The 24830-nt window shown below is 68.5% G+C and carries 22 protein-coding genes; 17 read left to right on the top strand and 5 right to left on the bottom strand.

Annotated features, from left to right (window positions below; genetic code table 11):
* The first annotated feature begins 12 nt into the window (after positions 1-12).
* From dapA to MT490_RS10430, 8 genes are all read left to right on the top strand, one after another.
* A complete protein-coding gene (gene dapA, locus MT490_RS10465; RefSeq protein ID WP_297386962.1) occupies positions 13-894 on the top strand; it encodes a 4-hydroxy-tetrahydrodipicolinate synthase in 882 nt (293 codons plus the stop codon).
* Positions 895-1109: 215 nt separating this feature from the next.
* Positions 1110-3419, top strand: coding sequence for a TonB-dependent receptor (locus tag MT490_RS10460; protein WP_297386960.1), 2310 nt, complete (start codon positions 1110-1112; stop codon positions 3417-3419).
* Positions 3420-3671: 252 nt separating this feature from the next.
* Positions 3672-4151: an SsrA-binding protein SmpB gene (smpB, locus tag MT490_RS10455; RefSeq protein ID WP_297386958.1), complete on the top strand. Its 480-nt coding sequence runs from the start codon at positions 3672-3674 to the stop codon at positions 4149-4151.
* Complete coding sequence (locus MT490_RS10450; protein ID WP_297386956.1) at positions 4144-4719, top strand: DUF2062 domain-containing protein; 576 nt, start codon at positions 4144-4146, stop codon at positions 4717-4719. Before smpB ends, MT490_RS10450 begins: the two co-directional genes overlap by 8 nt.
* A 43-nt stretch (positions 4720-4762) precedes the next feature.
* Positions 4763-6853 (top strand): M13 family metallopeptidase, encoded by a 2091-nt coding sequence (locus tag MT490_RS10445; protein ID WP_297386953.1) that lies wholly within the window; start codon positions 4763-4765, stop codon positions 6851-6853.
* Positions 6854-7052: 199 nt separating this feature from the next.
* Positions 7053-9437 carry a PAS domain-containing sensor histidine kinase gene (locus tag MT490_RS10440; protein ID WP_297386951.1) on the top strand — a complete coding sequence of 795 codons (2385 nt, stop codon included), beginning with the start codon at positions 7053-7055 and terminating at the stop codon, positions 9435-9437.
* A 39-nt stretch (positions 9438-9476) separates the two neighbouring features.
* Positions 9477-9830, top strand: coding sequence for a response regulator (locus MT490_RS10435; RefSeq protein ID WP_297386949.1), 354 nt, complete (start codon positions 9477-9479; stop codon positions 9828-9830).
* A 107-nt stretch (positions 9831-9937) separates the two neighbouring features.
* Positions 9938-11314 (top strand): amidohydrolase family protein, encoded by a 1377-nt coding sequence (locus tag MT490_RS10430; protein WP_297386947.1) that lies wholly within the window; start codon positions 9938-9940, stop codon positions 11312-11314.
* Between the two features lie 4 nt (positions 11315-11318).
* On the opposite strand, the gene MT490_RS10425 is transcribed toward MT490_RS10430, so the two are convergent.
* Positions 11319-11987 carry a hypothetical protein gene (locus MT490_RS10425; RefSeq protein ID WP_297386945.1) on the bottom strand — a complete coding sequence of 223 codons (669 nt, stop codon included), beginning with the start codon at positions 11985-11987 and terminating at the stop codon, positions 11319-11321.
* A 26-nt stretch (positions 11988-12013) separates the two neighbouring features.
* Positions 12014-12730 (bottom strand): MOSC N-terminal beta barrel domain-containing protein, encoded by a 717-nt coding sequence (locus MT490_RS10420; RefSeq protein ID WP_297386943.1) that lies wholly within the window; start codon positions 12728-12730, stop codon positions 12014-12016.
* 19 nt (positions 12731-12749) lie between these two features.
* On the opposite strand from MT490_RS10420, the gene MT490_RS10415 reads away from it, so the two are divergent.
* The 6 genes from MT490_RS10415 (at position 12750) to MT490_RS10390 (ending at position 19126) form a co-directional block, all read left to right on the top strand.
* Positions 12750-13535 carry an enoyl-CoA hydratase-related protein gene (locus MT490_RS10415; RefSeq protein ID WP_297386941.1) on the top strand — a complete coding sequence of 262 codons (786 nt, stop codon included), beginning with the start codon at positions 12750-12752 and terminating at the stop codon, positions 13533-13535.
* On the top strand, positions 13532-14266 hold the full coding sequence (locus MT490_RS10410; RefSeq protein ID WP_297386938.1) for an N-formylglutamate amidohydrolase: 735 nt from the start codon (positions 13532-13534) through the stop codon (positions 14264-14266). Before MT490_RS10415 ends, MT490_RS10410 begins: the two co-directional genes overlap by 4 nt.
* An 11-nt stretch (positions 14267-14277) precedes the next feature.
* A complete protein-coding gene (ilvD, locus tag MT490_RS10405) occupies positions 14278-15999 on the top strand; it encodes a dihydroxy-acid dehydratase (protein ID WP_297386934.1) in 1722 nt (573 codons plus the stop codon).
* A 150-nt stretch (positions 16000-16149) separates the two neighbouring features.
* Positions 16150-16539 (top strand): hypothetical protein, encoded by a 390-nt coding sequence (locus tag MT490_RS10400; protein ID WP_297386931.1) that lies wholly within the window; start codon positions 16150-16152, stop codon positions 16537-16539.
* Positions 16536-17939: an NAD(P)H-hydrate dehydratase gene (locus tag MT490_RS10395; RefSeq protein WP_297386928.1), complete on the top strand. Its 1404-nt coding sequence runs from the start codon at positions 16536-16538 to the stop codon at positions 17937-17939. Before MT490_RS10400 ends, MT490_RS10395 begins: the two co-directional genes overlap by 4 nt.
* Entirely contained in the window at positions 17930-19126 is a 1197-nt protein-coding gene (locus MT490_RS10390) for a class I SAM-dependent RNA methyltransferase (protein ID WP_297386925.1), read from the top strand. Before MT490_RS10395 ends, MT490_RS10390 begins: the two co-directional genes overlap by 10 nt.
* Here the strand turns inward: MT490_RS10390 and truA are convergent.
* Positions 19123-19863, bottom strand: coding sequence for a tRNA pseudouridine(38-40) synthase TruA (gene truA, locus MT490_RS10385; protein WP_297386921.1), 741 nt, complete (start codon positions 19861-19863; stop codon positions 19123-19125). The two genes, MT490_RS10390 and truA, sit on opposite strands and share 4 nt — an antisense overlap.
* Positions 19860-20762 (bottom strand): methionyl-tRNA formyltransferase, encoded by a 903-nt coding sequence (fmt, locus tag MT490_RS10380; protein WP_297386918.1) that lies wholly within the window; start codon positions 20760-20762, stop codon positions 19860-19862. The genes truA and fmt overlap by 4 nt, the downstream gene beginning before the upstream one ends.
* Positions 20763-20899: 137 nt before the next feature.
* On the opposite strand from fmt, the gene recR reads away from it, so the two are divergent.
* From recR to MT490_RS10365, 3 genes are all read left to right on the top strand, one after another.
* On the top strand, positions 20900-21496 hold the full coding sequence (recR, locus tag MT490_RS10375; RefSeq protein WP_297386915.1) for a recombination mediator RecR: 597 nt from the start codon (positions 20900-20902) through the stop codon (positions 21494-21496).
* A 260-nt stretch (positions 21497-21756) separates the two neighbouring features.
* The gene (gene def / locus MT490_RS10370; RefSeq protein ID WP_297386912.1) at positions 21757-22284 is read left to right on the top strand and encodes a peptide deformylase; all 528 of its coding nucleotides are present in this window, start codon (positions 21757-21759) and stop codon (positions 22282-22284) included.
* Between the two features lie 84 nt (positions 22285-22368).
* Positions 22369-23640 (top strand): DNA recombination protein RmuC, encoded by a 1272-nt coding sequence (locus MT490_RS10365; protein ID WP_297386910.1) that lies wholly within the window; start codon positions 22369-22371, stop codon positions 23638-23640.
* 340 nt (positions 23641-23980) lie between these two features.
* On the opposite strand, the gene MT490_RS10360 is transcribed toward MT490_RS10365, so the two are convergent.
* Positions 23981-24679, bottom strand: coding sequence for an META domain-containing protein (locus tag MT490_RS10360; RefSeq protein WP_297386907.1), 699 nt, complete (start codon positions 24677-24679; stop codon positions 23981-23983).
* Positions 24680-24830: the final 151 nt, after the last annotated feature.

Here is a 24830-nt window from a genome sequence, read left to right as displayed (position 1 = left end):
GATTTTCACGCCATGTTCTCCGGGTCGATTCCCGCGCTCGTCACGCCGTTCCGTAACGGCATCTTCGCCGAAGAAGATTACCGCGCGCTTGTTGAATGGCAGATTGCCGAAGGTTCGTCGGCGCTCGTGCCGTGCGGCACCACCGGCGAGGCGGCGACGCTGACCAAGGACGAGCATTTCGAGGTCGTGCGCGTCTGCGCGGACCAGGCGAAGGGCAGGGTGAAGATCCTCGCCGGCGCGGGCTCGAACGACACCTGGGTGGCGATCGCCAACGTCCATGCCGCCAAGGCCTCGGGCGCCGACGCGGTGCTGATGGTGCCGCCTTATTACAACCGCCCCAGCCAGGAAGGCATCTTCCGCCATTTCGAAGCGGTGGCGAACGCGACCGACCTGCCGATCGTGCTCTACAACGTCCCCGGCCGTACCGTGACCGACATCCAGCCGGCGACGATGGCGCGGATCGTCGCGGCGTTCCCCGACCGGTTCGTCGGCGTCAAGGATGCCACCGGCCAACTCGGCCGCGTCTCCGAGCAGCGCGCCGGCTGTGGCGCGGGTTTCGTCCAGCTCTCGGGCAATGACGAGACCGCGCTCGCCTTCAACGCGATGGGCGGGACGGGGTGCATCTCGGTCACCGCCAATGTCGCGCCGCGGCTGTGCGCCGAGTTTCAGGCCGCCTGGGCGTTGGGCGACAATGTTCGTGCGCTGGAGCTGCACGACCGGCTCTATCCCCTGCACATCGCGATGTTCACAGATGCCTCGCCCGGCCCGGTCAAGTACGCGCTCGGCAAGGTCCGCCCCGGCTTCCCCGGCGAGCTCCGCCTCCCGATGACCGAGGCGTCGGAGGCCAGCCGCGCGGCGGTCGACGCCGCGCTGGCGCATGCCGGGCTGATCTGATCATCCAGTTTCTCGCGGCACAACACCGCTTGCAAACATTGCACCGCAGCGCGCGGCAAATGGAACGAAACCGTCACAATCCCATCATAATCGGCGCCTAGCCGCGCGCTCAGGGGAACAGCCCTTTTCGTGAATGCCAGCCGCCGTGCGCGCATCGAGCGTCCGGGGTCGGCTGCGTGCGTCCGCGAAACCGAGAACAACAGATTGGGGAACCGATGAAGTCCATTTTTGCCCGCCGCGCCCTTCGTTCCGGGACGGCTCTCGCTGCCTTGCTTTACGCCGGCACTGCCTTTGCGCAGGACAATGCGCCGGCGTCCGAGCCGGAAGCCGGCGGCGACATCGTCGTGACCGCGCAGCGCCGCGAGCAGCGCCTGGTCGACGTGCCGCTCTCGGTGGCGGCGATACAGGGCGAGCAGCTCCGCGACTTCCAGGCGGCGGGCGACGACACGCTCGCGCTCGCCGGCCGCGTCCCCGGCCTCTATGCCGAGACCACCACGGGCCGCATCTTCCCGCGCTTCTACATCCGCGGCCTGGGCAATATCGACTTCTACCTCGGTGCCTCGCAGCCGGTGTCGATCATCCAGGACGACGTCGTGCTCGAGCATGTCGTGCTCAAGTCGAACCCGGTCTATGATCTCGACCGTGTCGAGGTGCTGCGCGGGCCCCAGGGCTCGCTCTTCGGCCGCAACACCACCGCCGGCATCATCAAGTTCGACACGATCCGCCCGAGCGACACCTTCCAGGGCCGCGCTGCGATGTCGGTCGGCACCCATGCCAGCACCAACATCGACGCCGGCTTCGGCGGCCCGATCGTCGACGACCTGCTCTCGTTCCGCGTCTCGGGCCTCTACCAGCACCGCGACGACTGGATCGACAACACCTATACCGGCCCCAGCTTCGACGGCACGCGCGGCAGCTTCAACGCGATGGGCGGGTTCGACGATCGCAACCTGCGCCTCCAGCTCCGCCTGACGCCGAGCGACCGGCTGACCTTCGACCTCTCCGGCCATGGTCGCTGGTACAAGGGCAGCTCGACGCTCTTCCACCGCGGCGCGCTGGTGAAGGGCTCGAACAGCGTCGAGGCCGAGCGGCGCGACCGCGTCGCCTATGACGAGGCGATGGACAATCCGCAGGCCTATGACACCTACGGCGCATCGCTCCGCGCGAGCTACGATTTCGGCGGCGCGGTGCTCACGTCGATCTCGGCATGGGAGTCGACCTCGGGCTATAGCCGCGGCGATACCGATGGCGGCGCCGCGACCCTGTTCGCCGGCCCGGCCTTCTACGGCCAGTCGCAGGGCAATGTCCGCGATCTCGACCAGTTCAGCCAGGAGCTGCGCCTCGCCAGCCCGGGCACCGGCGCGTTCAACTGGCAGTTCGGCGGCTATTATTTCGACTCGCGCGACATCACCGATTTCTACCAGCGCCGCTATTTCCTCTCGGCGCCCTTCGATCCCGCCAACCCCAATAGCCGCAACCCCAACAACTGGGTGCGCCTGCGCAACGTCAATACCAGCTGGGCGGTGTTCGGCCAGGCAAGCTACGAGATCGTCCCCAACCTGACGCTCACCGCCGGCGCGCGTATCACCAACGACAGCAAGTCGACGCGCCTGCTCAAGACCGCCGACACCGGAGCGGGCGTGGTCACCTATACCGGCCGCCGCTTCGTCGAGCTTGAGGACACCAAGGAAAGCTGGGACGTCAGCGCGCTCTACAAGCTCTCGGACGATGTCAGCCTCTACGCCCGGGTCGCCAAGGGCTTCCGTGGTCCGACGATCCAGGGCCGTTCGGCGGTGTTCAATGCCGACTTCACCACTGCGGATTCGGAGACGATCCTGTCGTGGGAAGCGGGCGTGAAGGGGGCGCTGCTCGACAACCGCGTCCGCTTCAACCTGAGCGCCTTCTACTACACGGTCGACGACATCCAGCTCAACGCCAACGACCTCAACGGCAACGGCGTGCTGCTCAATGCCGACAAGGCCAAGGCGTATGGCGTCGAAGCCGAGCTCGATCTGCACCCGGTCGAGAATCTCGCGCTCACGCTCGGCGGTAGTTGGCTGCACACCGAGATCGACGACCAGGACGCGCTGGCCCAGGTCTGCGCGCTCGGCGGCGTGGTGGTGTGCACCGTCCAGGACCCGACCGTGACCATCCCCGGCCGCGGCGTCTTCGCCCGGATCGACGGCAATCGCCTGCCCAACGCGCCCGAGTACAACCTCAACGTCGCGGCGCGCTACGACATCCCGGTCGAGGGCGACGGCAAGTTCTTCGTCTCGACCGACTGGAACCTGCAGGGCTTCACCAGCTTCGTGCTCTACGACACCAAGGAGTTCACCTCGGACGGCAACTTCGAAGGTGGTTTGAAGATCGGCTATGAAGGCGATGGCGGCGATTGGGAAATCGCGGCGTTCGCGCGCAACATCACCAACGAGAAGAACCTCAAGGGCGTGATCGAGAACTATATGGCCGCGGTGTTCAACGACCCCCGCATCATCGGCATCTCGTTCAGCGCGCGGATGCGCTGAGCCCGATTATCCTCCCCCGCAAGGGGGAGGTGGCATGCGAAGCATGACGGAGGGGGAGGACTCCCGAACCTAACGGTGTGATTCCTCCCCCTCCGTCGCCTGCGGCGACACCTCCCCCTGGCGGGGGAGGATAGAAAGGCGGGGCATGCTAGCGACGGAAAGGCGCCCGGCGCTCGCGCGGCTCCTTTTCTCGCTTCGCCCCGGATCAACGGCTTCCCTTAAGCCCGCCGCGCCCCTACATGCGCCCCTCTTATGGCCCGCCCGCACGCCCATTCCGAGAAGGTGAAGACCGTCGCCGAGAACCGGCGCGCGCGGTTCGATTACTTCATCGAGACGGTGTACGAGGCCGGCATCGCGCTCACCGGCACCGAGGTGAAGTCGCTGCGCTTCGGCGAGGGCTCGATCGCCGAGGCCTATGCCGAGGTCAACGAGGGCGGCGTCTGGCTGGTCAATTCGAACATTCCCGAATTCAGCCACGGAAACCGCTTCAACCATGAACCGAAGCGCCCCCGTAAATTGCTCCTTCATGAGCGCGAAATAAACAAGCTTCACGGCGCGGTGGCACGTGAGGGTATGACGCTCGTCCCGCTCTCGATCTATTTCAACGGGCGTGGGCGCGCGAAGGTCGAGCTCGCACTCGCAAAGGGCAAGAAGACGCATGACAAGCGCGAGTCCATCAAGGAACGGGACTGGAAGCGGGAGCAAGGCCGAATCCTCCGCGACCGTGGCTGAGCGCGGGCTCGGCGGCCGTTTCCGGGGGTGGGTTCAGCGCAACCTGCCGACGCGCGAGACCTTCGAGTCGAACCGCTGGCTGAAGCCGCTCGCCAGCCGCATCCTCCATTCCTCCTTGTGGCGGATGACGCGGCGCTCGGTGCCGCGCGGCGTGGCGCTCGGCATGTTCACCGGCATCCTGATCCCGATGGGCCAGATCCCGGCCTCGGCGGTGCTCGCGCTGCCGCTGCGCGCCAACGTGCCCGCCGCCGCGCTGACCACTTTCTTCACCAACCCCTTCACCACGCCGCTGCTGCTCATCCTCTACTACAAGGTCGGCGGCTGGACGCTGCACCTGGGCGGCGCGACCGCGGCGACGGCGGCGAAGACCGCGGTGGTGGATACCGGCTGGCTGCACTGGCTCGCCGCCGATGTCGGTCTGCCCACGGCGGTCGGCATGGCGATCTGCGCCGTGCTCGGCGGTATCCTCGGCTATGTCGTCACTGCGCTCAGCTGGCGGCTGTGGATCGCCCGGAAGTGGCGTAGGCGGTCAGCCGAGCGCACCGCGCGGCAGATTGACGCGGCGTAATGGCCTAGTAAGACAGCGCCTTTCTCTTTTCGAAGGGTCGTCCATGCGTCTTCCGCTTCTCGCCACCACCTTCCTCGCCGCACCCGCTCTGCTAGCAGGCTGCACCAGCGGCGAAGCCCCGCCGCCCGAGGTCACCCAGGCCGCACCCCTGTCGCAGGCTGCGATAGACCTGGTTGCGCCTACCCCAGCCGCGCCGCGCCCCGAGATCGGCGATTACGGCTTCGACGAGGCCGGAATGGACAAGGCGATCGCTCCCGGCGACGATTTCTACGGCTTCGCCAACGGCGCCTGGGCGCGGGCTACGCCGATCCCGGCCGACAAGTCCAATTACGGCGCCTTCAATGTGATCGACGACCTGTCGAAGCAGCGCACGCAGGAGATCCTCGAGGCCGCCAAGGCCGATCCCAACTCGAAGATCGGCGTCGCTTATGCGACCTATCTCGACACCGCCGCGATCGACGCCAAGGGCCTCGCGCCGATCCAGCCCTGGCTAGACCAGATCAAGGGCGTGAAGGCCAAGCCGGGCCTCGCCGCGCTCTACGCCCAGGCCGATCGCAACGGCATCCAGGGCCTGTTCGGCAGCTTCGTCGGCCAGGACGACAAGAATCCCGAGGTCTACGCCCTCAACCTCTTCCAGGGCGGGCTCGGCATGCCCGACCGCGACTATTATCTCTCGAAGGACGCCAAGCTCGCCGAGACTCGGGCGGCTTACGAGAAGCATCTCGCCAACGTCCTGACCCTCGCGGGCGAGCCCAATGCGGCGGCCCGCGCCAAGGCAATCCTGGCCTTCGAGACCAAGATCGCGCAGGCGCATTGGACCCGCGTCGAGAGCCGCGACGCGAACAAGACCTACAACAAGATGACCGTCGCCGAGCTCGCGCGGAAGGCGCCGGGCTTCGACTTCAAGGGCTATTTCGCCGGGATCGGCGCGCCGGTCGACAGCGTGATCGTCGCCCAGCCGAGCGCGGTGACGGGGATCGCGAAGCTGGTCGGCGCCACGCCGGTCGGGGTGCTCAAGGATCAGTTGCTCGTCCGCAGCCTCGACAATTTCGCCGACGTGCTGCCTTCGTCCTTCGACAAGGAGCAGTTCGCCTTCTACGGCACCACGCTTTCGGGCACGCCCGAGCAGCAGGTCCGCTGGAAGCGCGCGGTCGACTTCACCACCGGCGCGATCTCGGACGAGGTCAGCCAGGCCTATGTCGCCAAATATTTCCCGCCCGCGACCAAGGCCGCGGCGGACGCGCTGGTCAAGAACGTCATCGCCGCGATGGACCGCCGGATCGACCAGCTCGAATGGATGGCGCCCGAGACCAAGGTGAAGGCGCACGCCAAGCTCGCCGCCTTCACGCCCAAGATCGGCTATCCCGACAAGTGGCACGATTATGCGAACCTGCGGATCGTCGCGGGCGACGCCTATGGCAACAATGTCCGCGCCAACAATTGGGCACATGACGACAACGTCTCCAAGCTCGGCGGCCCGATCCGGCGTTGGGAATGGGGCATGACCCCGATGGAAGTGAACGCCTATGCCAATTTCGGCATGGTCGAGATCGTTTTCCCCGCCGCGATCCTGCAGCCACCCTTCTTCGATCCCAATGCCGATCCGGCGGTCAACTATGGCGGTATCGGCGCGGTGATCGGGCACGAGCTCAGCCACCACTTCGACGACCAGGGCGCCAAGTATAACGCCGAGGGCCGCCTGACCGACTGGTGGACTCCGACCGACGTCGCCGCCTTCAAGGCGCGCACCGACGCGCTGGTGGCGCAGTACGACCAGTACGAGCCGCTGCCGGGCATGCACGTCAAGGGCGCGCTGACGCTCGGCGAGAATGTCGCCGATCTGGCCGGACTCACCGTCGCCTATGACGCCTACAAGCATTCGCTGGGCGGCGCGGGCGCGCCGGTGATCGACGGCACTTCGGGCGACCAGCGCTTCTATCTCGGCTGGGCGCAGGTCTGGCGGCGCAACTATCGCGAGGCGAACCTCCGCCAGCGCCTGCTCACCGACCCGCACTCGCCGTCGCAGCAGCGCGCCTGGGTCGTGCGCAACCTCGACCCCTGGTACTCGGCCTTCGCGCCGGAGGCGGGGAACAAGCTGTTCCTGACGCCCGAGAAGCGCGTGCGGATTTGGTGACTTCAAATCCTCCCCCAGCTTGCTGGGGGAGGGGGACCATCGCGTAGCGATGGTGGAGGGGCCGCCGCGAAGACGGCGGTTTCACCGCCGCCCCTCCACCACCGGCCTCCGGCCGGCGGTCCCCCTCCCCGAGACAAGCTCGGGGAGGATTTGCCTGTAACCCTTGACCCACGCCCGCGTACCGAACATCGCTAGGCACATGGCGACATTGCCGACTCCTGCCTCCGGATCCCCCAGGCTGCTGCCGCTCCTCGCGGCGAGCATCGCAGGGCTGATCGCCGCGGCGCTGATCCTCCTCACGCTCGACGATCGCGCGGTCGCGATCGGCTTCGCCGCGGCGGGCATTCTCGCGGGGGGCGTGCTGCTCGGCGCGCGCCGGATGCTCCACAGCGAGGAAGTCGCCGAGCCGCATACCGACTGGGCGGTCGCCCAGGCGCTCGCCTCCGCCTCGGACGACGCGCTCGCGGTCACCGATCGCGCAGGCCGGCTGGTCTGCGCCAATGCGCGCTATGAGATCCTCTTCGCCGGCTGGCCGACGCCGCCCAGCCTGCCGGTCAGCGACGCCGCGGTGGAGGATCTCGGCACCGCCGCGCGCGCGGCCTGGCGCGACGGCGAGGCGCGGGTCGAGAACATCCAGGTCTTCGGCGCGCCGGTCTCCGCGCGGGTCGCGCGCGTGGGCGACGAGTCGCTGGTCTGGCGCTTCGTCGGCATCCAGGCGCTCGATCTCGCCGCGCAGGTCGAGGCGCTGATCGACGGGCATACCGGCGAGCGGCTGGCCGCGGCGGGGATCATGGCCGTGATGGTCACGCCCGAGGGCCGGATCCGCTCGGCCAACCGGGTGTTCAAGGCGCGCGCGATGGGCGCGCCCGATGCGCCCGCCGAGGGTCGCGACTTCACGCGTTTCCTGATCACCGATTCGATGGGCCTCGTCCGCTTCGAGCGCGAGGGGCTCGACGGTACGCCGCTGCGCGTCCTCCAGATCCCGTTCCTCGACGGCGAGGACACGCCGATGCTCGTCGCGCTGCTCGACGAGGACAATCTCAACCTGCCGGCGCCCGCGATCGGGGCGAGCGCCTCTGCGCATGTCCGCTCGTTGATCGCGATGCTGCCCTCGGGGCTCGCCTTGGTCGATCGCGACGGCCGCTTCGTCAGCATGAACGACGCGTTCGTCCGCGCCGCGCGGATCAATTCCGCCGCGCCCCCGCTCTATCCGATCGACCTCGTCGTGCGCGAGGACAAGGCCGCGCTCGCCGACGCGGTCCGCCGCTTCGCCGGTGGCGCTGCGCAATCGGTCGAGATGACGGTGCGCTTCGTCGATGCGCCCGAGGAGCCGGTTGCGCTCACCATCGCGGGCGCGCGCGGTCTGGGCGACGCCGCGGTGCTGATCAGCCTCAAGGATTCGGGCGAGGAGGGCAAGCTCAAGCGCCAGATCGCGCAGGCGACCAAGATGCAGGCGGTCGGCCAGCTCGCCGGCGGCGTCGCGCACGATTTCAACAACATCCTCACCGCGATCATCGGGCATTGCGACCTGATGCTGATGCGCCATTCGCCCGGCGACAGCGACTATGACGACATCCAGCAGATCCGCGCCAATTCGAACCGCGCCGCCTCGCTGACCCGCCAGTTGCTCGCTTTCTCGCGCCAGCAGACCCTGCGCCCCCAGGTGGTCCAGCTCCCCGACGTCATCTCGGAGGTCTCCAACCTCCTCAAGCGCCTGCTCGGCGAGACCGTCCGGCTCGAGGTCAAGCATGGCCGCAATCTGGGGCCGGTCCGCGCCGATCCGGGCCAGCTCGAGCAGGTGGTCGTCAACCTCGCGGTAAACGCCCGCGATTCGATGCTTGCCGCAAACCCCAATGGTGGCGGCACGCTCACCATCGCCACGGCGTGCGTCGCCGCCGCCGAGGTCCGCCAGATGGACGACGACGTGCTCCCCGTCGGCGACTATACGGCGCTCCGCATCACCGACACCGGCACCGGGATCCCGCCCGACATCCTCGGCAAGATCTGGGAGCCCTTTTTCACCACCAAGGAAGTGGGGAAGGGGACGGGGCTCGGCCTCTCGACGGTCTACGGCATCATCAAGCAGTCGGGCGGGTTCATCTTCGCCGACAACGTCCCCGGCGGCGGCGCCGAGTTCACCATCTATCTGCCCGTCCACGCCGCGCCCGAGGCGGTGGTCGCCAAGGCGCCGGTGAAGCCGCGCCAGATCGACCTCTGGGGATCGGGGACGATCCTGCTCGTCGAGGACGAGGACATGGTCCGCGCGGTTGCCGAGCGCGCGCTCACCCGCCAGGGCTATACCGTCGTCGCCGCCGAGAATGGCGAGGTCGCGCTCGAGACGCTCGAGGGTATGGACAAGCCGGACCTGCTGATCAGCGACGTCGTCATGCCTTCGATGGACGGGCCCACGATGGCGCGCCGGGTCCGCGCGCGCTATCCCGATCTGCCGATCCTGTTCATGTCGGGCTATGCCGAGGAACAATTGCGCAAGTCGATCGATCTCGACAATGTCGCCTTCCTCCCCAAACCGTTTTCGGTTCAACAGCTTGCCGAGGCTGCGCGTGACGTTCTCGCTCCGAAATAACCTCTTGGCGTGGCCAGAATTTCCTGCAAAGGGCTGATTATGCCCAGTTTGCGTCGTGTCCTGATCGTCGAGGACGAGCCCTTGATCGCGATGATGCTCGAGGATTTCCTCGATGTGTTGGAGCGTGAGGTCGCTGGCACTGCCGATGATGTCGCGGGCGCGCTGGCGCGGATCGAGGCCGGCGGGATCGAGGTGGCGATCCTCGACGTCAATCTGCGCGGCGGCGAGCAGAGCTGGCCGGTCGCCGCGCGGCTCGACGAGCTCGGCATCCCCTTCATCCTCGCCACCGGCGGGGCGGGCGACACGATCGCCGAGGCCTGGCGCAATCGCCCGATCCTCTCCAAGCCTTTCACGATGGACGGCGTGGAAAGGGCGCTCGACGGACTGGGCTGAGCCCGACCGCGGGATTCCCACCGGCCGGATGTCGGGACTCATCCCGATAGTAGGCATGCCCTCCGAAGTGCGAGTGCGGACCCTGAACGTTCGTCAGGAGATCCGCGATGAAGACCAGGATTCGCGTCGCCTGCCTGCTCGGCGGGTTCGGGCTGCTGCTCGGTGGCGTTTCCTCCGCCGGGGACGCGGAGCCAGCCCGGCCCCAGAGCGCCGCGCCCCGCGCGGTCCTGATCACCAACGTCCGGCTGTTCACCGGGGGACAGGCGCTCTCGGCGCCCTCTAACGTGCTGGTGGTGGGCAACCTCATCAGCCGGATCTCGCGCGATCCGATCGCGCTGCCGAACGGAGCGGAGGGCACCACGCTCGATGGCGGCGGCCGCACCTTGATGCCGGGACTGATCGATGCGCACTGGCACACCACGCTTGTCGCGCTCACGCCGGCGCAGTTGCTCTCCTCCGATGCCGGCTTCACCAATCTCGTCGCGGGCGTGCAGGCGACGGCGGCGCTGATGCGCGGCTTCACCACGATCCGCGACCTCGGCGGGCCGTCCTTCTCGCTCAAGCGCGCGATCGACAGCGGATTGGTCGCGGGGCCGCGAATCTATCCCTCGGGCGCGATGATCACCATCACCAGCGGCCATGGCGACTTCCGCCAGCTCTCCGATCTCCCGCGCGTGCCCGGCCAGCTGACCCGCATGGAGGTGCTCGGCGGCGCGATCGTCGTCGACAGCCCCGACGAAGTGCGGATGCGCGCGCGCGAGCAGCTGATGCAGGGCGCCACCCAGATCAAGCTCACCGCCGGCGGCGGCGTCGCCTCGCCCTTCAGCCCGCTCGACGTCTCGACCTTCACCGAGGCCGAGTTGCACGCCGCGGTCGAGGCGGCGGAGAATTGGGGCACCTATGTCGTCGCCCATGCCTATACCCCCGCAGCGATGCAGCGCGCGATCGCGGCGGGGGTGAAGTGCATCGAGCACGGCCATCTCATGGACGACGCCACCGCCAGGCTGATGGCGGCCAAGGGCACCTGGTTGAGCACCCAGCCTTTCCTCGACGACGAGGATGCCAGCCCGCTGCCTCCGGGATCGTTCGAACGCGAGAAGCAGCTAGAGGTCATCGCGGGGACAGACCGGGTCTATCAGCTCGCGAAGAAGTACAAGCTCAAGCTCGCCTTCGGCACCGACATCCTCTTCGCGCCCAATATCGCGCCCCGGCAGACCGCGCAGATCCCGAAGCTCAAGCGTTGGTTCAGCGCGTCCGAGATATTGAGCCAGGCGACTGCGGCGAACGGCGAGCTGATGCGGCTCTCGGGCCCACGCAATCCCTATCCCGCCAGGCTCGGCGTGATCGAGCCGGGCGCTTATGCCGACCTGCTCATCGTCGAGGGCAATCCGGTCGACAATATCGATCTGCTCAACGATCCCGAGCGCAACTTCCGCGTGATCATGAAGGACGGGCGGATCTACAAGAACACGCTGGCCGGCTGAGCGCTCAGTCGCGCAGGGCCTGATCGACGCTGGCGCCCGCCGCCAGCCGCTGCGCGACCTGCTGGCGAGCTTCGAAATAGCGAAGCGCGGGTGCACCCGAGCCCTGTTGCCGCAGCGTTGCCGCCTGGCTCGCGGAAAGGCTGCTCTCCTGTGCGACATGGTCGCAATAGCCCTCGACCGTCCGGCTCGTCAGCAGCCGCGCGCCGATCGGTCCGTAGTGGCGGTCGATCAGCAGGTGCGTGGTCTCATGCGCGATCGTCCCGCTCAGCGTCCGCCGGTTGCCGATTTCGGCGGCATTGCGCACCTCGTCCCGCGCAGACGCGCTGCGGTTGACGACGATGTTGTTCGACAGGGGACGCGTCAACGCGAAGGCGCCCGAGTAATTCGGCAGCGCGAGCAGCGTCCAGCGCCAGCCGCCTTCGGTGAGATAGATGGCGCGATTGCCCAAGGGAGCGGCGAGGGGGCTTGCTGCGGTGAGCGCGTCGGCCCGGGCGAGGATGCCGGTCATCTCCGGCCCGATCGGTTCGACCGAATAGACGGTGACTTGCCCGATCTGCGCGCGGTGCGGAAAGGCCAGCACCGACGGCGCATAGAGGATGCCCGCCAATCCAGCGACGGCCACCCCGGCGCCGATCGCGATTCCCTTGCGCAGCTTCGATGCCCGTCCGGTCATTCTCTTCCTCTCCATCGCTTCCCTGTTCAGTCGATCACGCGCACCGGATCACCGGCGCGGATCAGCCCCGGGCGTGCCGGGGTCGCATAGACGCCATAGGCATTGCCGAACTGCTGGGCGACCGTGCGCAATATCCGCGGCTCCTTGGCGGCGGTGTCGGGATCGATCGTGATCAGCGCGCAGCGGGGGATCGGGTCGGCCATCTGCACCACCGCGCCGTCTTCGCCATTGCCGAAGGCCAGCCGCAGCCCCCGCCAGTCGCTCACCGGCAGCGCGCTCTCGATCACCAGGTTCGAACGGAAGCGCCGCGGGTCGAGTGTGCTGCCATGTGCCGTCTCTACCTGCGCGTGACTCGCGGTGGTGACGATCGAGATCGGCATCGAATCATAGATGCCCCTCGCCACCTGGATCAGCCCCACCGGCTCGCCCGCCGCGGCCTCGAGATGGCCGTGGAGCGACGGATCGTGCAGCGACACCGCCGCGCCGTCGGGCGTGTCGATCAGCACGGCCGAGGTCTTGGGCGCAGCCGGATCGGCGAAGCGCGCATGGTGGAGCACCATCGCCGGCACTTCGCGCGCGGTCAACCAGGGGAAGCGCGTGCCATTGGCCTTGCGCACGAAGGCATATTGGCGGTCACCCTCGATCCCCTGCCAGTCGACTTCGGCCATATCGAGTCGCTCGCCGGCCATCGACTTGACGGGATAGCGGTTGAGCGCCGCGACATGGCCGACGATATTGGTCATGGGACCGGGCTATCGGGCAATGCCCGCTGCCGCAACCCGGCGTGACAGGCGCGGCGTGATCGGGCAGAGCGCGGCCATGATCCACCTGACCCGCGACGGACCGATCGCGACTATTGCTCTCGCGCGCCCGGAGGCGAAGAACGCGCTTCCCATCGCCGCCTGGCAGGCGCTCGCCGCCGCCGCGCGCGCGGTGGGCGATGCCCGCGCGGTGATCCTAAAATCCGACGTTCCCGGCATCTTCTCCGCCGGTGCCGACGTCCGCGAGTTCGAGGCGCTTGCCGCCGATCCCGCTCTGCGCTCCGCCTTCCGCACCGCGATGCGCGACGCGATCGAGGCGGTTGCCGCGCTCCCCATGCCGGTGATCGCCGCGATCGACGGGGGCTGTTTCGGCGCCGCGGTAGCGCTGATCCTAGCCGCCGACATCCGCATCGCCGGCATGCGCGCCGAGTTCGCCACCACGCCCGCGCGCCTCGGCATCGGCTATCCGCAGGAGGACGTCGCGCGGCTGACGGCGCAGGTGGGGCAGGGAATGGCGTCGCTGATGCTGTTCACCGGCGATCGGCTGGTGCCCGACGAGGCCAAGCGCATCGGCCTGGTCGAACTGCGCGCGAAGAAGGCGGGCGAGACCGCGACGGGGCTCGCCGCCGCGATCGCCGGCAACGCGCCGCAAGCCGTCCGCCTGCTCAAGCGCACGCTCCGCGGCGGCGAGGGGCTCGACCAGGCCTTTGACGACGCGTTCGGCGGACCCGAGTTCACCGAGGGCCTCGCCGCGTTTCGTGAACGGCGGAAACCGCTCTACCGATGAGCGTGCCTGCCGAGATCATCGAGGGAAAACAGCAGGATATCCTGCTGCTCTGCGATCACGCCTCAAATGCCGTGCCGCCCGATATCGACCTCGGCATCGCTCCGGAATTGCTCGATCTCCACATCGCCGTGGATATCGGCGCCGATCCGCTGACCCGCAGCCTCGCCGCGCGGCTCGAGGTGCCCGCGATCCTCGCCACCGTCTCGCGGCTCGTGATCGACCTCCACCGCGAGCCCGACCATGTCAGCCTGATTCCCCATCGCAGCGACGGTCACTGGATACCGGGCAACGACCCGGTCGACCGGGCAGGGCGCATCGCGCGCTTCCATGCGCCCTATCACCGCCTGCTCGCCCGTAGCATCCGCACGCAGCGGCCCAGGCTGATCCTCTCGATCCACAGCTTCACGCCGTGCCTCGAGCATGGCGGTACCAATCGGCCGTGGGAGGTCGGCGTGCTCTACAATCGCGACGCCCGCGCCGCGCATGCCGCGATCGACTGGTTTCGCGGCCAGGGCCTCGTCACCGGCGATAACGAGCCCTATTCGGGCCGCCTGCTCAACGCCACGCTCAACCGCCATGCCGAAGCCAACGGCATCCCCTCGGTCGCGATCGAGGTCCGCAACGACCTGATCCGCGACGCGTTCGGGATCGAGCGATGGAGCCAGGCTTTAGCCGGGCTGGCAAATTCTTTGCGCAATAGTCTTGCGCGAAACGTCCCTATCGCGACATAGGCTTGCGCGCCATGACAAACCGATTCGACAAATCCAAGCTCCCCAGCCGCCACGTTTCCGTCGGACCCGAGCGCGCCCCGCACCGCAGCTATTATTACGCGATGGGCATCCCCGAAGAAGATATCGCCAAGCCCTTCGTGGCGGTGGCGAGCGCCGGCAACGACAGCGCGCCCTGCAACACCACGCTCGACGCGCAGGCCGATGCCGCGCGCGAGGGCGTGATCGCCAATGGCGGCATGCCGCGCCGCTTCAACACGATCACCGTCACCGACGGCATCGCCATGGGCCACCAGGGCATGAAGTCGTCGCTGATCAGCCGCGAGGTGATCGCCGACTCGGTCGAGCTCTCGGTGCGCGGCCATTGCTACGACGCGCTCGTCGCCTTCGCGGGCTGCGACAAGTCGCTCCCCGGCATGATGATGGCGATGCTCCGCCTCAACGTGCCGTCGATCTTCGTCTATGGCGGCTCGATCCTGCCCGGCCGCTTCCACGGCAAGGACGTCACCGTCGTGGACGTGTTCGAGGCGGTTGGCCAGCATGCCGCTGGCAATTGCCCTCTCCACGAGCTCACCGCGCTCGAGAAGGTCGCCTGCCCCGGCCACGGCGCCTGTGGCGGTCAGTTCACCGCCAACACCATGGCCTGCGTCGGCGAGGCGATCGGCTTGTCGCTGCCCAATTCGAACATGGTGCCCGCGCCCTACCAGTCGCGCGAGCAGATCGCGGTCGCGGCGGGCTATCAGGTGATGGACCTGATCGCGCGCAACCTACGCCCGCGCGACATCTGCACCCGCGAGGCCTTTATCAACGCCGCGCGCGTCGTCGCGGCGACCGGCGGATCGACCAACGCCGCGCTCCACTTGCCGGCCATGGCCAGCGAGGCGGGGATCGACTTCGATCTCCACGACGTTGCTGAGGCATTCAAATCAACACCTTATATCGCTGACCTGAAGCCGGGTGGCAAGTATGTCGCCAAGGACATGCACGAGGCCGGCGGCGTCTACATGCTGATGAAGACGATGCTCGCGGGCGGCTTCCTCGACGGCAATTGCATGACCGTGACGGGCAAGACGCTGGGCGAGAATATCGATCAGGTCACGTGGAACCCCGACCAGAAGGTCATCTATGACGTCAAGACGCCGCTCTCGCCCACCGGCGGCGTGGTCGGCCTGCGCGGCACGCTGGCGCCCGAGGGCGCGATCGTGAAGGTCGCGGGCATGCACCGGCTCCAGTTCACCGGCCCGGCGCGCGTGTTCGACTGCGAGGAGGATTGCTTCCAGGCGGTCGAGAATCGCGAGATCAACGAAGGCGAGGTCCTCATCATCCGCTACGAGGGGCCCAAGGGCGGCCCCGGCATGCGCGAAATGCTCTCGACCACCGCCGCGCTCTACGGGCTCGGCATGGGTGAGAAGGTCGCATTGATCACCGACGGGCGCTTCTCGGGCGCGACGCGCGGCTTCTGCATCGGCCATGTTGGTCCCGAGGCGGCCGATGGCGGGCCGATCGCCTTGGTCGAGAATGGCGACACCATCCGCATCGACGCCGAGGCCGGCACGATCGACCTCGACGTTCCCGAGGACGTGCTCGCCGAGCGCCGCGCCAAGTGGCAGCCGCGCGTCAACGACTATCAGTCCGGCGCGCTCTGGCGCTATTCCCAGAATGTCGGCCCCGCCTATAAGGGCGCGGTGACGCATCCGGGAGCCAGCGCCGAACGCCATGTCTACGCGGATATCTGACCTTCGCTTCCCCTCCCTGAAAGGGAAGGGCAAGGGGTGGGTTTAGCGCGCGTGGCGGCTCGATGCCGCCATGGGCGCTTTTCTCGCGCCGTCAGTGGCGAGCGCTGTGCGCTCGCACCCACCCCCATCCCCTCCCTTTCAGGGAGGGGCGTGCAAGCGGCTATTTTCGCCCTATTTCTCTCTGCGTGCGGGTCTTCGCCCGAACAGGGCGGTGAGTCTCCAATATCGACGTCCAATCAGGTCCTCGCCACAACCCAACCCGAAGCCCCCAAGGTCGACTGCGCTCCAGCCGGCACCGCCGACCTCACTCCCGCCTGCACGATCGACCGCACCGAAACCGCAGCCGGCCCGATCCTCACCCTCCGCCATCCCGACGGCGCCTTCCACCGCCTTCAGATCACGCGCGACGGCCGCGGCGTGGTTGCCGCCGACGGTGCCGAGCCCGCGAAAGTCACCCCGCTCGGCCCCGACCGCATCGAAGTCGAGCTCGGCGGCGCGCGCTACCGGCTGCCGGCTACCGTCCGCGGACAGGCGCGATGATCCCCTCGGGCACCCCGATCGTCACCGCCGCCGAGATGCGCGCCGCCGAGCAGGCGGTGTTCGCGAGCGGCGTCTCGCAGGACTCGCTGATGGAGCGGGCAGGGGCCGCAGTCGCGCGCGAGGCCGCGCGCTTCGCCATGGGCCGCCCGATCCTGGTCCTCGCGGGCCCCGGCAACAATGGCGGCGACGCCTATGTCGCCGCGCGGCTGCTCCATGCCGAGGGCCATGACGTCAACCTCGTCGCCACCGGCGCGCCCGGATCGGGCGCCGCCGAGCGGATGCAGGCGCTGTGGCATGGGCCGACCAGCTCGCTCTACGCCGCGCGACCGCGCCCGGTCCTGGTCGACGGCCTGTTCGGTACCGGCATGACCCGCCCGCTTGATCGCGGACTGGCGGCGGTGTTCGCCGATCTCGCCAAGCAGGCCGAGTTCACCTTGTCGATCGACCTGCCCTCGGGCCTCGACACCGACACTGGCGCCGACCTCGGCGCACCCCGGGGGATCGACGTCACGGTGGCGCTCGGCGCGCTCAAGCCCGCGCATCTGCTCGATGCCGGCCTCGAGCGCTGCGGCAGGGTCCTGCTCGCCGATCTCGACATCCCCGTCGACACGCGCTGGCGCACCGTCGCGCGCCCGCGCATCGAGACCCCCGGCGCACACAGCCACAAGTATAGCCGGGGCCTCGTCGCCGTGGTCGAAGGCGCGATGCCCGGTGCAGCGCGGCTTGCGGCCCGCGCGGCGATGGCGGGCGGGGCGGGCTATGTCGTGCTCGCCGGCGATCGTCCCTGGGGAGACGGTCCCGATGCCTTGGTCCGCCGCGAAGTGCGCAGCGCCGAGGACCTCACGGAGTTTCTGAGCTGGGACCGGATCGACGCAGTGGTGCTCGGTCCCGGCCTAGGCCGTGATCGCCGCGCCGAGGCCTATCTGCGCACCGCCTTCGCCGCGCCGTGCCCGCTTATCCTCGACGGCGACGCGCTGACTCTGCTCGGCACCGGCGCCACGCGCTGGCTCGAGACGCGCGCCGCGCCCACCTGGATCACTCCGCATTCGGGCGAGTTCGACCGGATGTTCGGCAGCGAGGGCAGCAAGATCGATCGCACGCTCGCCGCCGCGGCCGAGACCCGCGCGACGATCGTCCACAAGGGCGCCGACACAGTGATCGCCTCGCCCAAGGGGGAGGTGCGCGTCCTCGCCGGCGCTTCGCCCTGGCTCTCGACCGCGGGCACCGGCGACGTGCTCGCCGGCCTGCTCTCCGCGCAGCTGGTGCGGGGCGGGAAGGGCGCAGTCCCCGTCGAGGCCGCCGCCTGGCTCCACGCCCGCGCCGCGCAGCTTGCAGGGCCGGCGCTGATCGCCGATGAGCTGATCGCGCATATCCCCGAGGCTATTTCAGAATGTCTGTGAACGACGACCAGATCCTCCGCGTCGCCGCGCGTGGCGATGGCGTCACTGCCGATGGTCGCCACGCCGCTTTCGCAGCACCCGGCGATCGGCTGACGCCCGAGGGCGCGATCGTCCCCGGCCCGCACCACCAGACGCCCCCGTGCAAGCATTTCCCGGAGTGCGGCGGCTGCCAGCTCCAGCATCTCGACGACGTCAGCTGGCTGCAGTTCATCGCCGATCGCGTCGCGAGCGCGCTGGCGGCGCAGGGGCTCGAGGCCGATATCCGCCCGCCCTTGCTTTCGCCCCCCAACACGCGTCGTCGCGCCACGCTCCATGCCGAGCGTCGCGGCCGCCAGGTCCGCTTGGGCTTCACCCGCCAGAACAGCCACGAACTGATCGACCTCGAGGAGTGCTGGATCCTCGCCCCCGAGCTCTTCGCCCTGGTAGCGCCGCTCCGCGGCATGCTCGCCGCGCTGATCCCGGGCACCCGTCGTATCAACGTCCACCTAGCGCAGACCGATCAGGGCCCCGACGTGCTGATCGACGGGCTCGAGGCCGAGGGCCTTGCCGCCGCGGAGGCCCTCAGCGCCTTCTCGCACCGCCACCATCTCGCGCGCCTGTCGATCGACGAGGGATTCGGTCCCACCGCGCGCTACGAGCCCGAGCCGGCCACGGTGACGCTGGGCGGCGTGCCCGTGCCGTTCCCGCCGGGCAATTTCCTCCAGGCCACGCCCGAGGGCGAGGCGGCGCTCGTCGCGGCGGTGCAGGAGATCGCCGGTGAGGCGAAGGCTGTCGCCGACCTGTTCGCCGGGCTCGGCACCTTCACCTTCGCCTTCCCCAAGGCCAAGGTCTATGCCGCCGAAGCCGCGCGCGATCCGATCATGGCGCTCAAGTCCGCTGCCGGCCTCGCCGGCCGGAAAGTGTTCGCCGAGCATCGCGACCTGTTCCGCCGCCCGGTCACCGCGAGCGACCTCTCCAATTTCGATGCCGTCATCCTCGATCCGCCCCGCGCCGGCGCGCGCGAGCAGGTCGCCGAGATCGCAGCGTCGAAAGCGCCGCTCGTCGCTTATGTATCGTGCAATCCCAGTACCTTCGCCCGCGATGCCGAGACTCTGTCGCAAGCTGGCTACCGGCTAGACTGGGTCCAGCCCGTCGGCCAGTTCCGCTGGTCGACGCATGTCGAGCTGGCGGCGAAGTTCAGCCGCTAGGGATAGTCCGCTTTTAGGAAGAACAGCCCGTCGGGCGGCGCGTTGAGCCCGAGCCGCGCCCGGTCGCGTGCCTCCAGCGCGTCGCGCAGGTCGGCCGCGCTCCACTTGCCCTGGCCGACCAGCGCGAGGCAGCCGACCATCGATCGCACCTGATGGTGGAGGAACGACCGCGCCGAGGCGCGTACCGTCACGCGTTCGCCCTCGCGCGCCACGTCGAGCCGATCGAGCGTCTTGAGCGGGCTCTCCGACTGGCAATGCGCCGAGCGGAAGGTAGTGAAGTCGTGCTTGCCCACCAGCAATTGCGCGGCTTCGTGCATCGCCCCGGCGTCGAGCTCCGCGGCGATCCGCCACGCCAGCCCCTTCTCCCAGGTCAGCGGCGAACGGCGGTTGACGATGCGATACTCGTAGTGCCGCGCCAGGCACGAGAAGCGCGCATGCCAGTCGTCGGGCACCGTCACGCAGTCGAGCACTGCCACCGGATTCGGCCGCAGCCGCGCGTTGAGCGCCTCCATCAGTCGGAACGGCGTGATCGGCTTCGCGATGTCGAGATGCGCGCGCATGCCGAGCCCGTGCACGCCCGCATCGGTGCGCCCCGCGGCATGCACCACCGTCGCCTCGCCGGTCACCGCGAAGGCGGCCTCCTCGATCGCCTGCTGGACGCTCGGGCCATGGTCCTGCCGCTGCCAGCCCATGAAGGGGCGGCCGTCGAACTCCACGGTAAGCGCGAACCGCGTCAAAGCTGCGTCCCCGCGGGGATGGGGAATCCGCGCAGCAGCTCCGCCGCCGTCATGACGCCACGCCCGGCACGCTGGACGAGGGTCGGGCGGATCGCGCCTTCGCCGCACGCGATCGTCATCGCGTCGTCAAGCACTCTTCCGGCATCTCCGCGCTCGGCCACGACTTCCGCAGCGTGCACCCGCACGCGCTCGCCGACCACTTCGAAGAACGCCCCTGGCGCTGGGTTGAACGCGCGCACCTGCCGCTCGACATCAAGGGCGCTCCGCGAGAAATCCAGCCGCGCCTCGGCCTTGTCGATTTTCGCCGCATAGGTCACGCCCTCGTCGGGCTGTGGCACCGGCGGATGGGCATCCATGTCGCTCAGCACCTCGACCATCAGTCGCGCGCCCATCGCGCTCAGCTCGGCGGCGAGCTCGCCCGCGGTCTTGCCGTCCACCGGCGTCCGCCCCTCGAGCCGCACCGGCCCGGTGTCGAGCCCCCCCTCCATCTGCATGATCCCCACGCCCGTCTCGGCATCGCCGGCGAGGATCGCGCGCTGGATCGGCGCAGCGCCTCGCCAGCGCGGCAGCAGCGAGCCGTGCACGTTGAGGCAGCCGACCCGCGGCGCGTCGAGCACCGCCTGGGGCAGGATCAGGCCGTACGCCGCGACCACCGCCACATCGGCATCGAGCGCGGCGAATGCCTCGATCGCCCCGGGCTCCTTGCGGAAGGAAAGCGGCGTGCGCACTTCGATCCCCAGCGCCTCGGCGCGGGCATGGACGGGCGAGGGCGCGACCTTGCCCCGATTGCCCCGCCGCGGCGGCTGGCTGTACGCCGCCACGACGTCATGGCCCGTTGCGACCAGCGCGTCGAGCGTCGGGACGGCGAATTCGGGGGTGCCCATGAAGATGATCCGCATGCGCAGCCCTTAGCCCTATCCGTCATCCCGGCGAAAGCCGGGATCTCAGGCGAAGGCGCGATACCGCCAGAGGTCCCGGCTTTCGCCGGGATGACGGGGCAGTTTCCTTTCTGTTCCGCCCCCGCTATCTCTCGCTTATGGCTTCCCCAGAAATCGAAGCGCTTACCCAGGCCCTGTCCCGTCTTCCCGGGCTCGGCCCGCGTTCGGCGCGCCGCGCGGTGCTCCATCTGCTCAAGAAGCGCGAGACCGCGCTCGATCCCTTGCTCTCGGCGCTCAGCGCAGTGAGCCGGCGGCTCAGCACCTGCGGCATTTGCGGCAATGTCGACACCAGCGATCCCTGCGCGATCTGTGCCGATCCCCGCCGCGACGCGCGGTCGCTCTGCGTGGTCGAGGAAGTCGCCGATCTCTGGGCGCTCGATCGCGCGCGACTCTTCCCCGGCAAGTTCCACGTCCTGGGCGGCCGCCTCTCGGCACTGGAGGGCGTCCGCCCCGAGGATCTGCGCGTCGACAGCCTCGTCCGCCGCGTCGCCGCAGGCGGGATCGACGAGGTCGTTCTCGCGATGAACGCCACGCTCGACGGCCAGACCACCGCGCACTACCTCGCCGAGCGGCTCGAGGCCTATCCGGTCCGCATCACCCAGCTCGCCCACGGCCTGCCCGTCGGCGGCGAACTCGACTATCTCGACGAAGGCACGCTCGCCCAGGCTTTGCGCGCCCGCCGGCCGGTGGCCTGAGTTTCTTCACGCAAAGGCGCGAAGGCACGAAGTAGAATGGGTTCGCGCAGAGGCGCAGAGGACGCAGAGAGGTTGGCCTCGGCTGCGCCAGCAGCCTTCATAAGTGCCAGCCTACCGAAGGAACAGCGCGCCAAGGCGCGCAATTTCTCTGCGTCCTCTGCGCCTCTGCGCGAAAAATCTTCGTGCCTTCGCGCCTCCGCGTGAAAATCAAAAGAACCCACCCGCTTGCGACCAAAGCGCCTGCGGACTATTTTACCCGCATGGCCATCCTACCCATCGTCGAAGTTCCGGACCCGCGTCTCCGCCTCATCTCCCAGCCCGTGGAGGAGGTGAACGACGAACTGCGCGACCTGATCGCCGACATGTTCGACACGATGTACGACGCCCCGGGCATCGGCCTCGCCGCGATCCAGGTCGGCGTGCCCAAGCGCGTCATCGTCATGGACCTGCAGGAGGAGGAGGACGAGGAAGGCAAGCCGATCCGCCAGCCCCGCGTCTTCGTCAACCCCGAGATCCTCGATCCCGCCGAGGAGCAGTCGGTCTATACCGAGGGCTGCCTGTCGATCCCCGAGCAGTTCGCCGATGTGGAGCGCCCCGCGCGCTGCCGGGTGAAGTGGCTCGACGAGAAGGGAGATGCGCATGACGAGCTGTTCGAGGGCCTGCTCGCCACCTGCATCCAGCATGAGATGGACCATCTCCAGGGCATCGTCTTCATCGACCATCTCTCGCGCCTCAAGCGCGACATGATCCTCAAGAAGCTCGCCAAGGCCCGCAAGGCTGCGGCCTGAGACCAGCCTCTCGTCGCGCCGGACTATGTGGTTGCTCTGATCTCGCCAAAGCGCTAGGTTCGCCTTCTGTTCCAGGAGGCAAGGTTGGACCCGCTCGCTCTTATCGTGACCGTCGCGGCGCTGCTTTCCGGCCTCGCGTTCGGCTGGTTCCTCGGCTCGCGCGGCGTCGCCCAGGCACGTGCTGAGCGCGACAAGCGCGAGGATGACTTCAAGGCGGCAATCTCCGATCTCAACCGCAAGGATATCGAGCTCGCCACGCTGAAGGCCGAGACGAACGGCCTCGAAGCCCGCTTCGCCGAGCTGGCGAGCCGTGCGCTGGGCGAGGCCCAGGAGGCGTTCCTCAAGCGTGCCGATGATCGCTTCAAACAATCCGAGGCGATGGCGGGCGAGAATCTCAAGTCGCTGCTCCAGCCGGTCAACGATCGCCTCCAGCGCTACGAGGAAGGCGTCGCCAGGGTCGAGGCCGAGCGGCGCAACGCGTTCGGCGAGTTGAAGGGCCAGATCGAGCAGATGCGGATCGGCACCGAGCGCGTGAGCAGCGAGGCCGCCAAGCTGGTCAACTCGCTCCGCAATGCGCCCAAGTCGCGCGGGCGCTGGGGCGAGCAGCAGCTAAAGAACGTGCTCGAGACGTGCGGCCTTGCCGAGCACACCGATTTCGAGACCGAGGTCAACGTCGCGCAGGAGGAGGGCGGGCGGCTGCGCCCCGACGCGATCGTCCGCGTGCCCGGGGGGCGCGCGCTGGTGATCGACGCCAAGGTGTCGCTCAACGCCTATCAGGATGCGTTCGGCGCGGTCGACGAGGGCGAGCGCCATCTCGGCCTCGCTGCGCATGCCGCCTCGATGAAGGCGCACATCAATGCGCTGGGCAACAAGGCCTATTGGAGTCAGTTCGAGGACGCGCCCGACTATGTCATCATGTTCGTGCCGGGCGAACATTTCCTCTCCGCCGCGCTCGAGCACGATCACGCGCTCTGGGATTTCGCCTTCGAGAAGCGCGTGCTGCTCGCCACTCCGACCAACCTGATCGCGATCGCGCGGACGGTGGCGGCGGTGTGGCGGCAGGAGAAGCTCGCCAAGGAAGCGCGGCAGATCGGCGAACTCGGCAAGGAACTCTACGACCGGCTCGCCAAGGCGCTCGGCGACCTGCGCGTGGTGGGCAGCGGCCTCAACACCGCGGTGAAGAACTTCAACACCTTCGCGACCAGCCTCGAGACCCGCGCATTGGTCAGCGCGCGCAAGCTCAAGGACCTCAACATCGAACCTGGTGCGCGCGAGATCGAGACGATCCCGCCGGTCGAGCTCCTCGCCAGCCATGCCGGCGATCCCGATCTCCCCGAAGCGCAGGCGGCGGAATAGGCTGGCGGAGCCGCCCTCTCTTCGTCATCCCGGCGCAAGCCGGGATCCGGAGCTACGAAGGACATTCGCCCGTAACCCTGCGCCCCGGCCTTCGCCGGGGTGACGGATTTAGGTACGAGCCTCCAACCCAGGTGCAATGCACTTCGCGGGTTTTAGATTGTATCGACATTCAAATCCTCCCCCTGCCAGGGGGAGGTGGCGCCGAAGGCGTCGGAGGGGGAGGTAGGCAGCGCACTCTCCAACTGAGCGTAGTGCTTCCGCCCCCTCCGTCACGTTGCGCGTGCCACCTCCCCCCTGGCGGGGGAGGATTGAAAGCCTTCGCTCGCCGACCTAGACCCGCTCAGCGCCGGTCGCGCACCAGCGTCATCGTCTGGCCCCGGGCGTTGCTCAGCACCAGCTTGCCGGCGCGGTTGCGGGTCACCGTCAGCCGGTCGGCGAACAGGCGGAGAATCGTCGCCTCCTGCACGTTCTTGGCGCGCTCCATACAGGCCATCCGCGTGGTCGCCAGCGGGCCCGCGGTCAGCCGGCCGCGCTCGAAGCGGAAGCTGCCGTTGAAGCGGTTGCAGCTGGCATTGCCCGAGATGCGCCCGTCGCGGAAGGTGACGCCCGGCGCCGAGTCGTGTGCCACCGGCCGGCCCGACAGCGCCTCGATCCGCCATGCGCCCTCGATCGCGCCGCCGCGATCCGCCGTCTCGCGCACCTCGCCGCCGCAGCCTTGCCAGGTCCGGCCGTCGACCTTCACGGTCACCGTGTCCGAATAGCGCCGGTCGCTCATCCCGTCGCTGCACGGCTTGTGGATGGCATTCACGCTGATCCGGCGCGTCTGCCAGATCTCGCCGGCAAAGCCGTGGATCACTTTCGGCGTCGCGACGGTCACGGGCCGGCGGCCGGGCGCCTCGAAGCGCATCGCCCGTGCGCCGATCGTCAGGCTCCAGAAGGGCTCGGTGCCGCTTGCGCGATAGTCGGTCTGCGCCTGCGCTGCCGCGGGGAGGGCGGTCAGTGCGATCAGGCTCGCGGCAAGCAGGGTCGGGACGCGCATGGGTTCACTCCTTTTCGAGCCGCCGCAATGGGGGAGCGCGGCTGAACCGTTCATGGCCGTAACGATCGGCTCCCGTTCAGGATGCTGGCAATGTAGGATTTGCCGTGCCAGCCTCGCGTATCGCTCTTTGACAATGTCCGGATCCGTTGCG

Source organism: Sphingomonas sp. (assembly GCF_026460985.1).
Taxonomy (GTDB): Bacteria; Pseudomonadota; Alphaproteobacteria; order Sphingomonadales; family Sphingomonadaceae; genus Sphingomonas.
This window is presented reverse-complemented; position numbering and strand designations above follow the sequence as displayed.

Bases quoted from the DNA above. Each gene is read 5' to 3' on its own strand.
- dapA (WP_297386962.1), top strand. From the start codon at position 13: ATGTTCTCCGGGTCGATTCCCGCGCTCGTCACGCCGTTCCGTAACGGC.
- MT490_RS10460 (WP_297386960.1), top strand. From the start codon at position 1,110: ATGAAGTCCATTTTTGCCCGCCGCGCCCTTCGTTCCGGGACGGCTCTC.
- smpB (WP_297386958.1), top strand. From the start codon at position 3,672: ATGGCCCGCCCGCACGCCCATTCCGAGAAGGTGAAGACCGTCGCCGAG.
- MT490_RS10445 (WP_297386953.1), top strand. From the start codon at position 4,763: ATGCGTCTTCCGCTTCTCGCCACCACCTTCCTCGCCGCACCCGCTCTG.
- MT490_RS10440 (WP_297386951.1), top strand. From the start codon at position 7,053: ATGGCGACATTGCCGACTCCTGCCTCCGGATCCCCCAGGCTGCTGCCG.
- MT490_RS10435 (WP_297386949.1), top strand. From the start codon at position 9,477: ATGCCCAGTTTGCGTCGTGTCCTGATCGTCGAGGACGAGCCCTTGATC.
- MT490_RS10430 (WP_297386947.1), top strand. From the start codon at position 9,938: ATGAAGACCAGGATTCGCGTCGCCTGCCTGCTCGGCGGGTTCGGGCTG.
- MT490_RS10425 (WP_297386945.1), bottom strand. From the start codon at position 11,987: ATGACCGGACGGGCATCGAAGCTGCGCAAGGGAATCGCGATCGGCGCC.
- MT490_RS10420 (WP_297386943.1), bottom strand. From the start codon at position 12,730: ATGACCAATATCGTCGGCCATGTCGCGGCGCTCAACCGCTATCCCGTC.
- MT490_RS10415 (WP_297386941.1), top strand. From the start codon at position 12,750: ATGCCCGCTGCCGCAACCCGGCGTGACAGGCGCGGCGTGATCGGGCAG.
- MT490_RS10410 (WP_297386938.1), top strand. From the start codon at position 13,532: ATGAGCGTGCCTGCCGAGATCATCGAGGGAAAACAGCAGGATATCCTG.
- ilvD (WP_297386934.1), top strand. From the start codon at position 14,278: ATGACAAACCGATTCGACAAATCCAAGCTCCCCAGCCGCCACGTTTCC.
- MT490_RS10395 (WP_297386928.1), top strand. From the start codon at position 16,536: ATGATCCCCTCGGGCACCCCGATCGTCACCGCCGCCGAGATGCGCGCC.
- MT490_RS10390 (WP_297386925.1), top strand. From the start codon at position 17,930: ATGTCTGTGAACGACGACCAGATCCTCCGCGTCGCCGCGCGTGGCGAT.
- fmt (WP_297386918.1), bottom strand. From the start codon at position 20,762: ATGCGGATCATCTTCATGGGCACCCCCGAATTCGCCGTCCCGACGCTC.
- recR (WP_297386915.1), top strand. From the start codon at position 20,900: ATGGCTTCCCCAGAAATCGAAGCGCTTACCCAGGCCCTGTCCCGTCTT.
- def (WP_297386912.1), top strand. From the start codon at position 21,757: ATGGCCATCCTACCCATCGTCGAAGTTCCGGACCCGCGTCTCCGCCTC.
- MT490_RS10360 (WP_297386907.1), bottom strand. From the start codon at position 24,679: ATGCGCGTCCCGACCCTGCTTGCCGCGAGCCTGATCGCACTGACCGCC.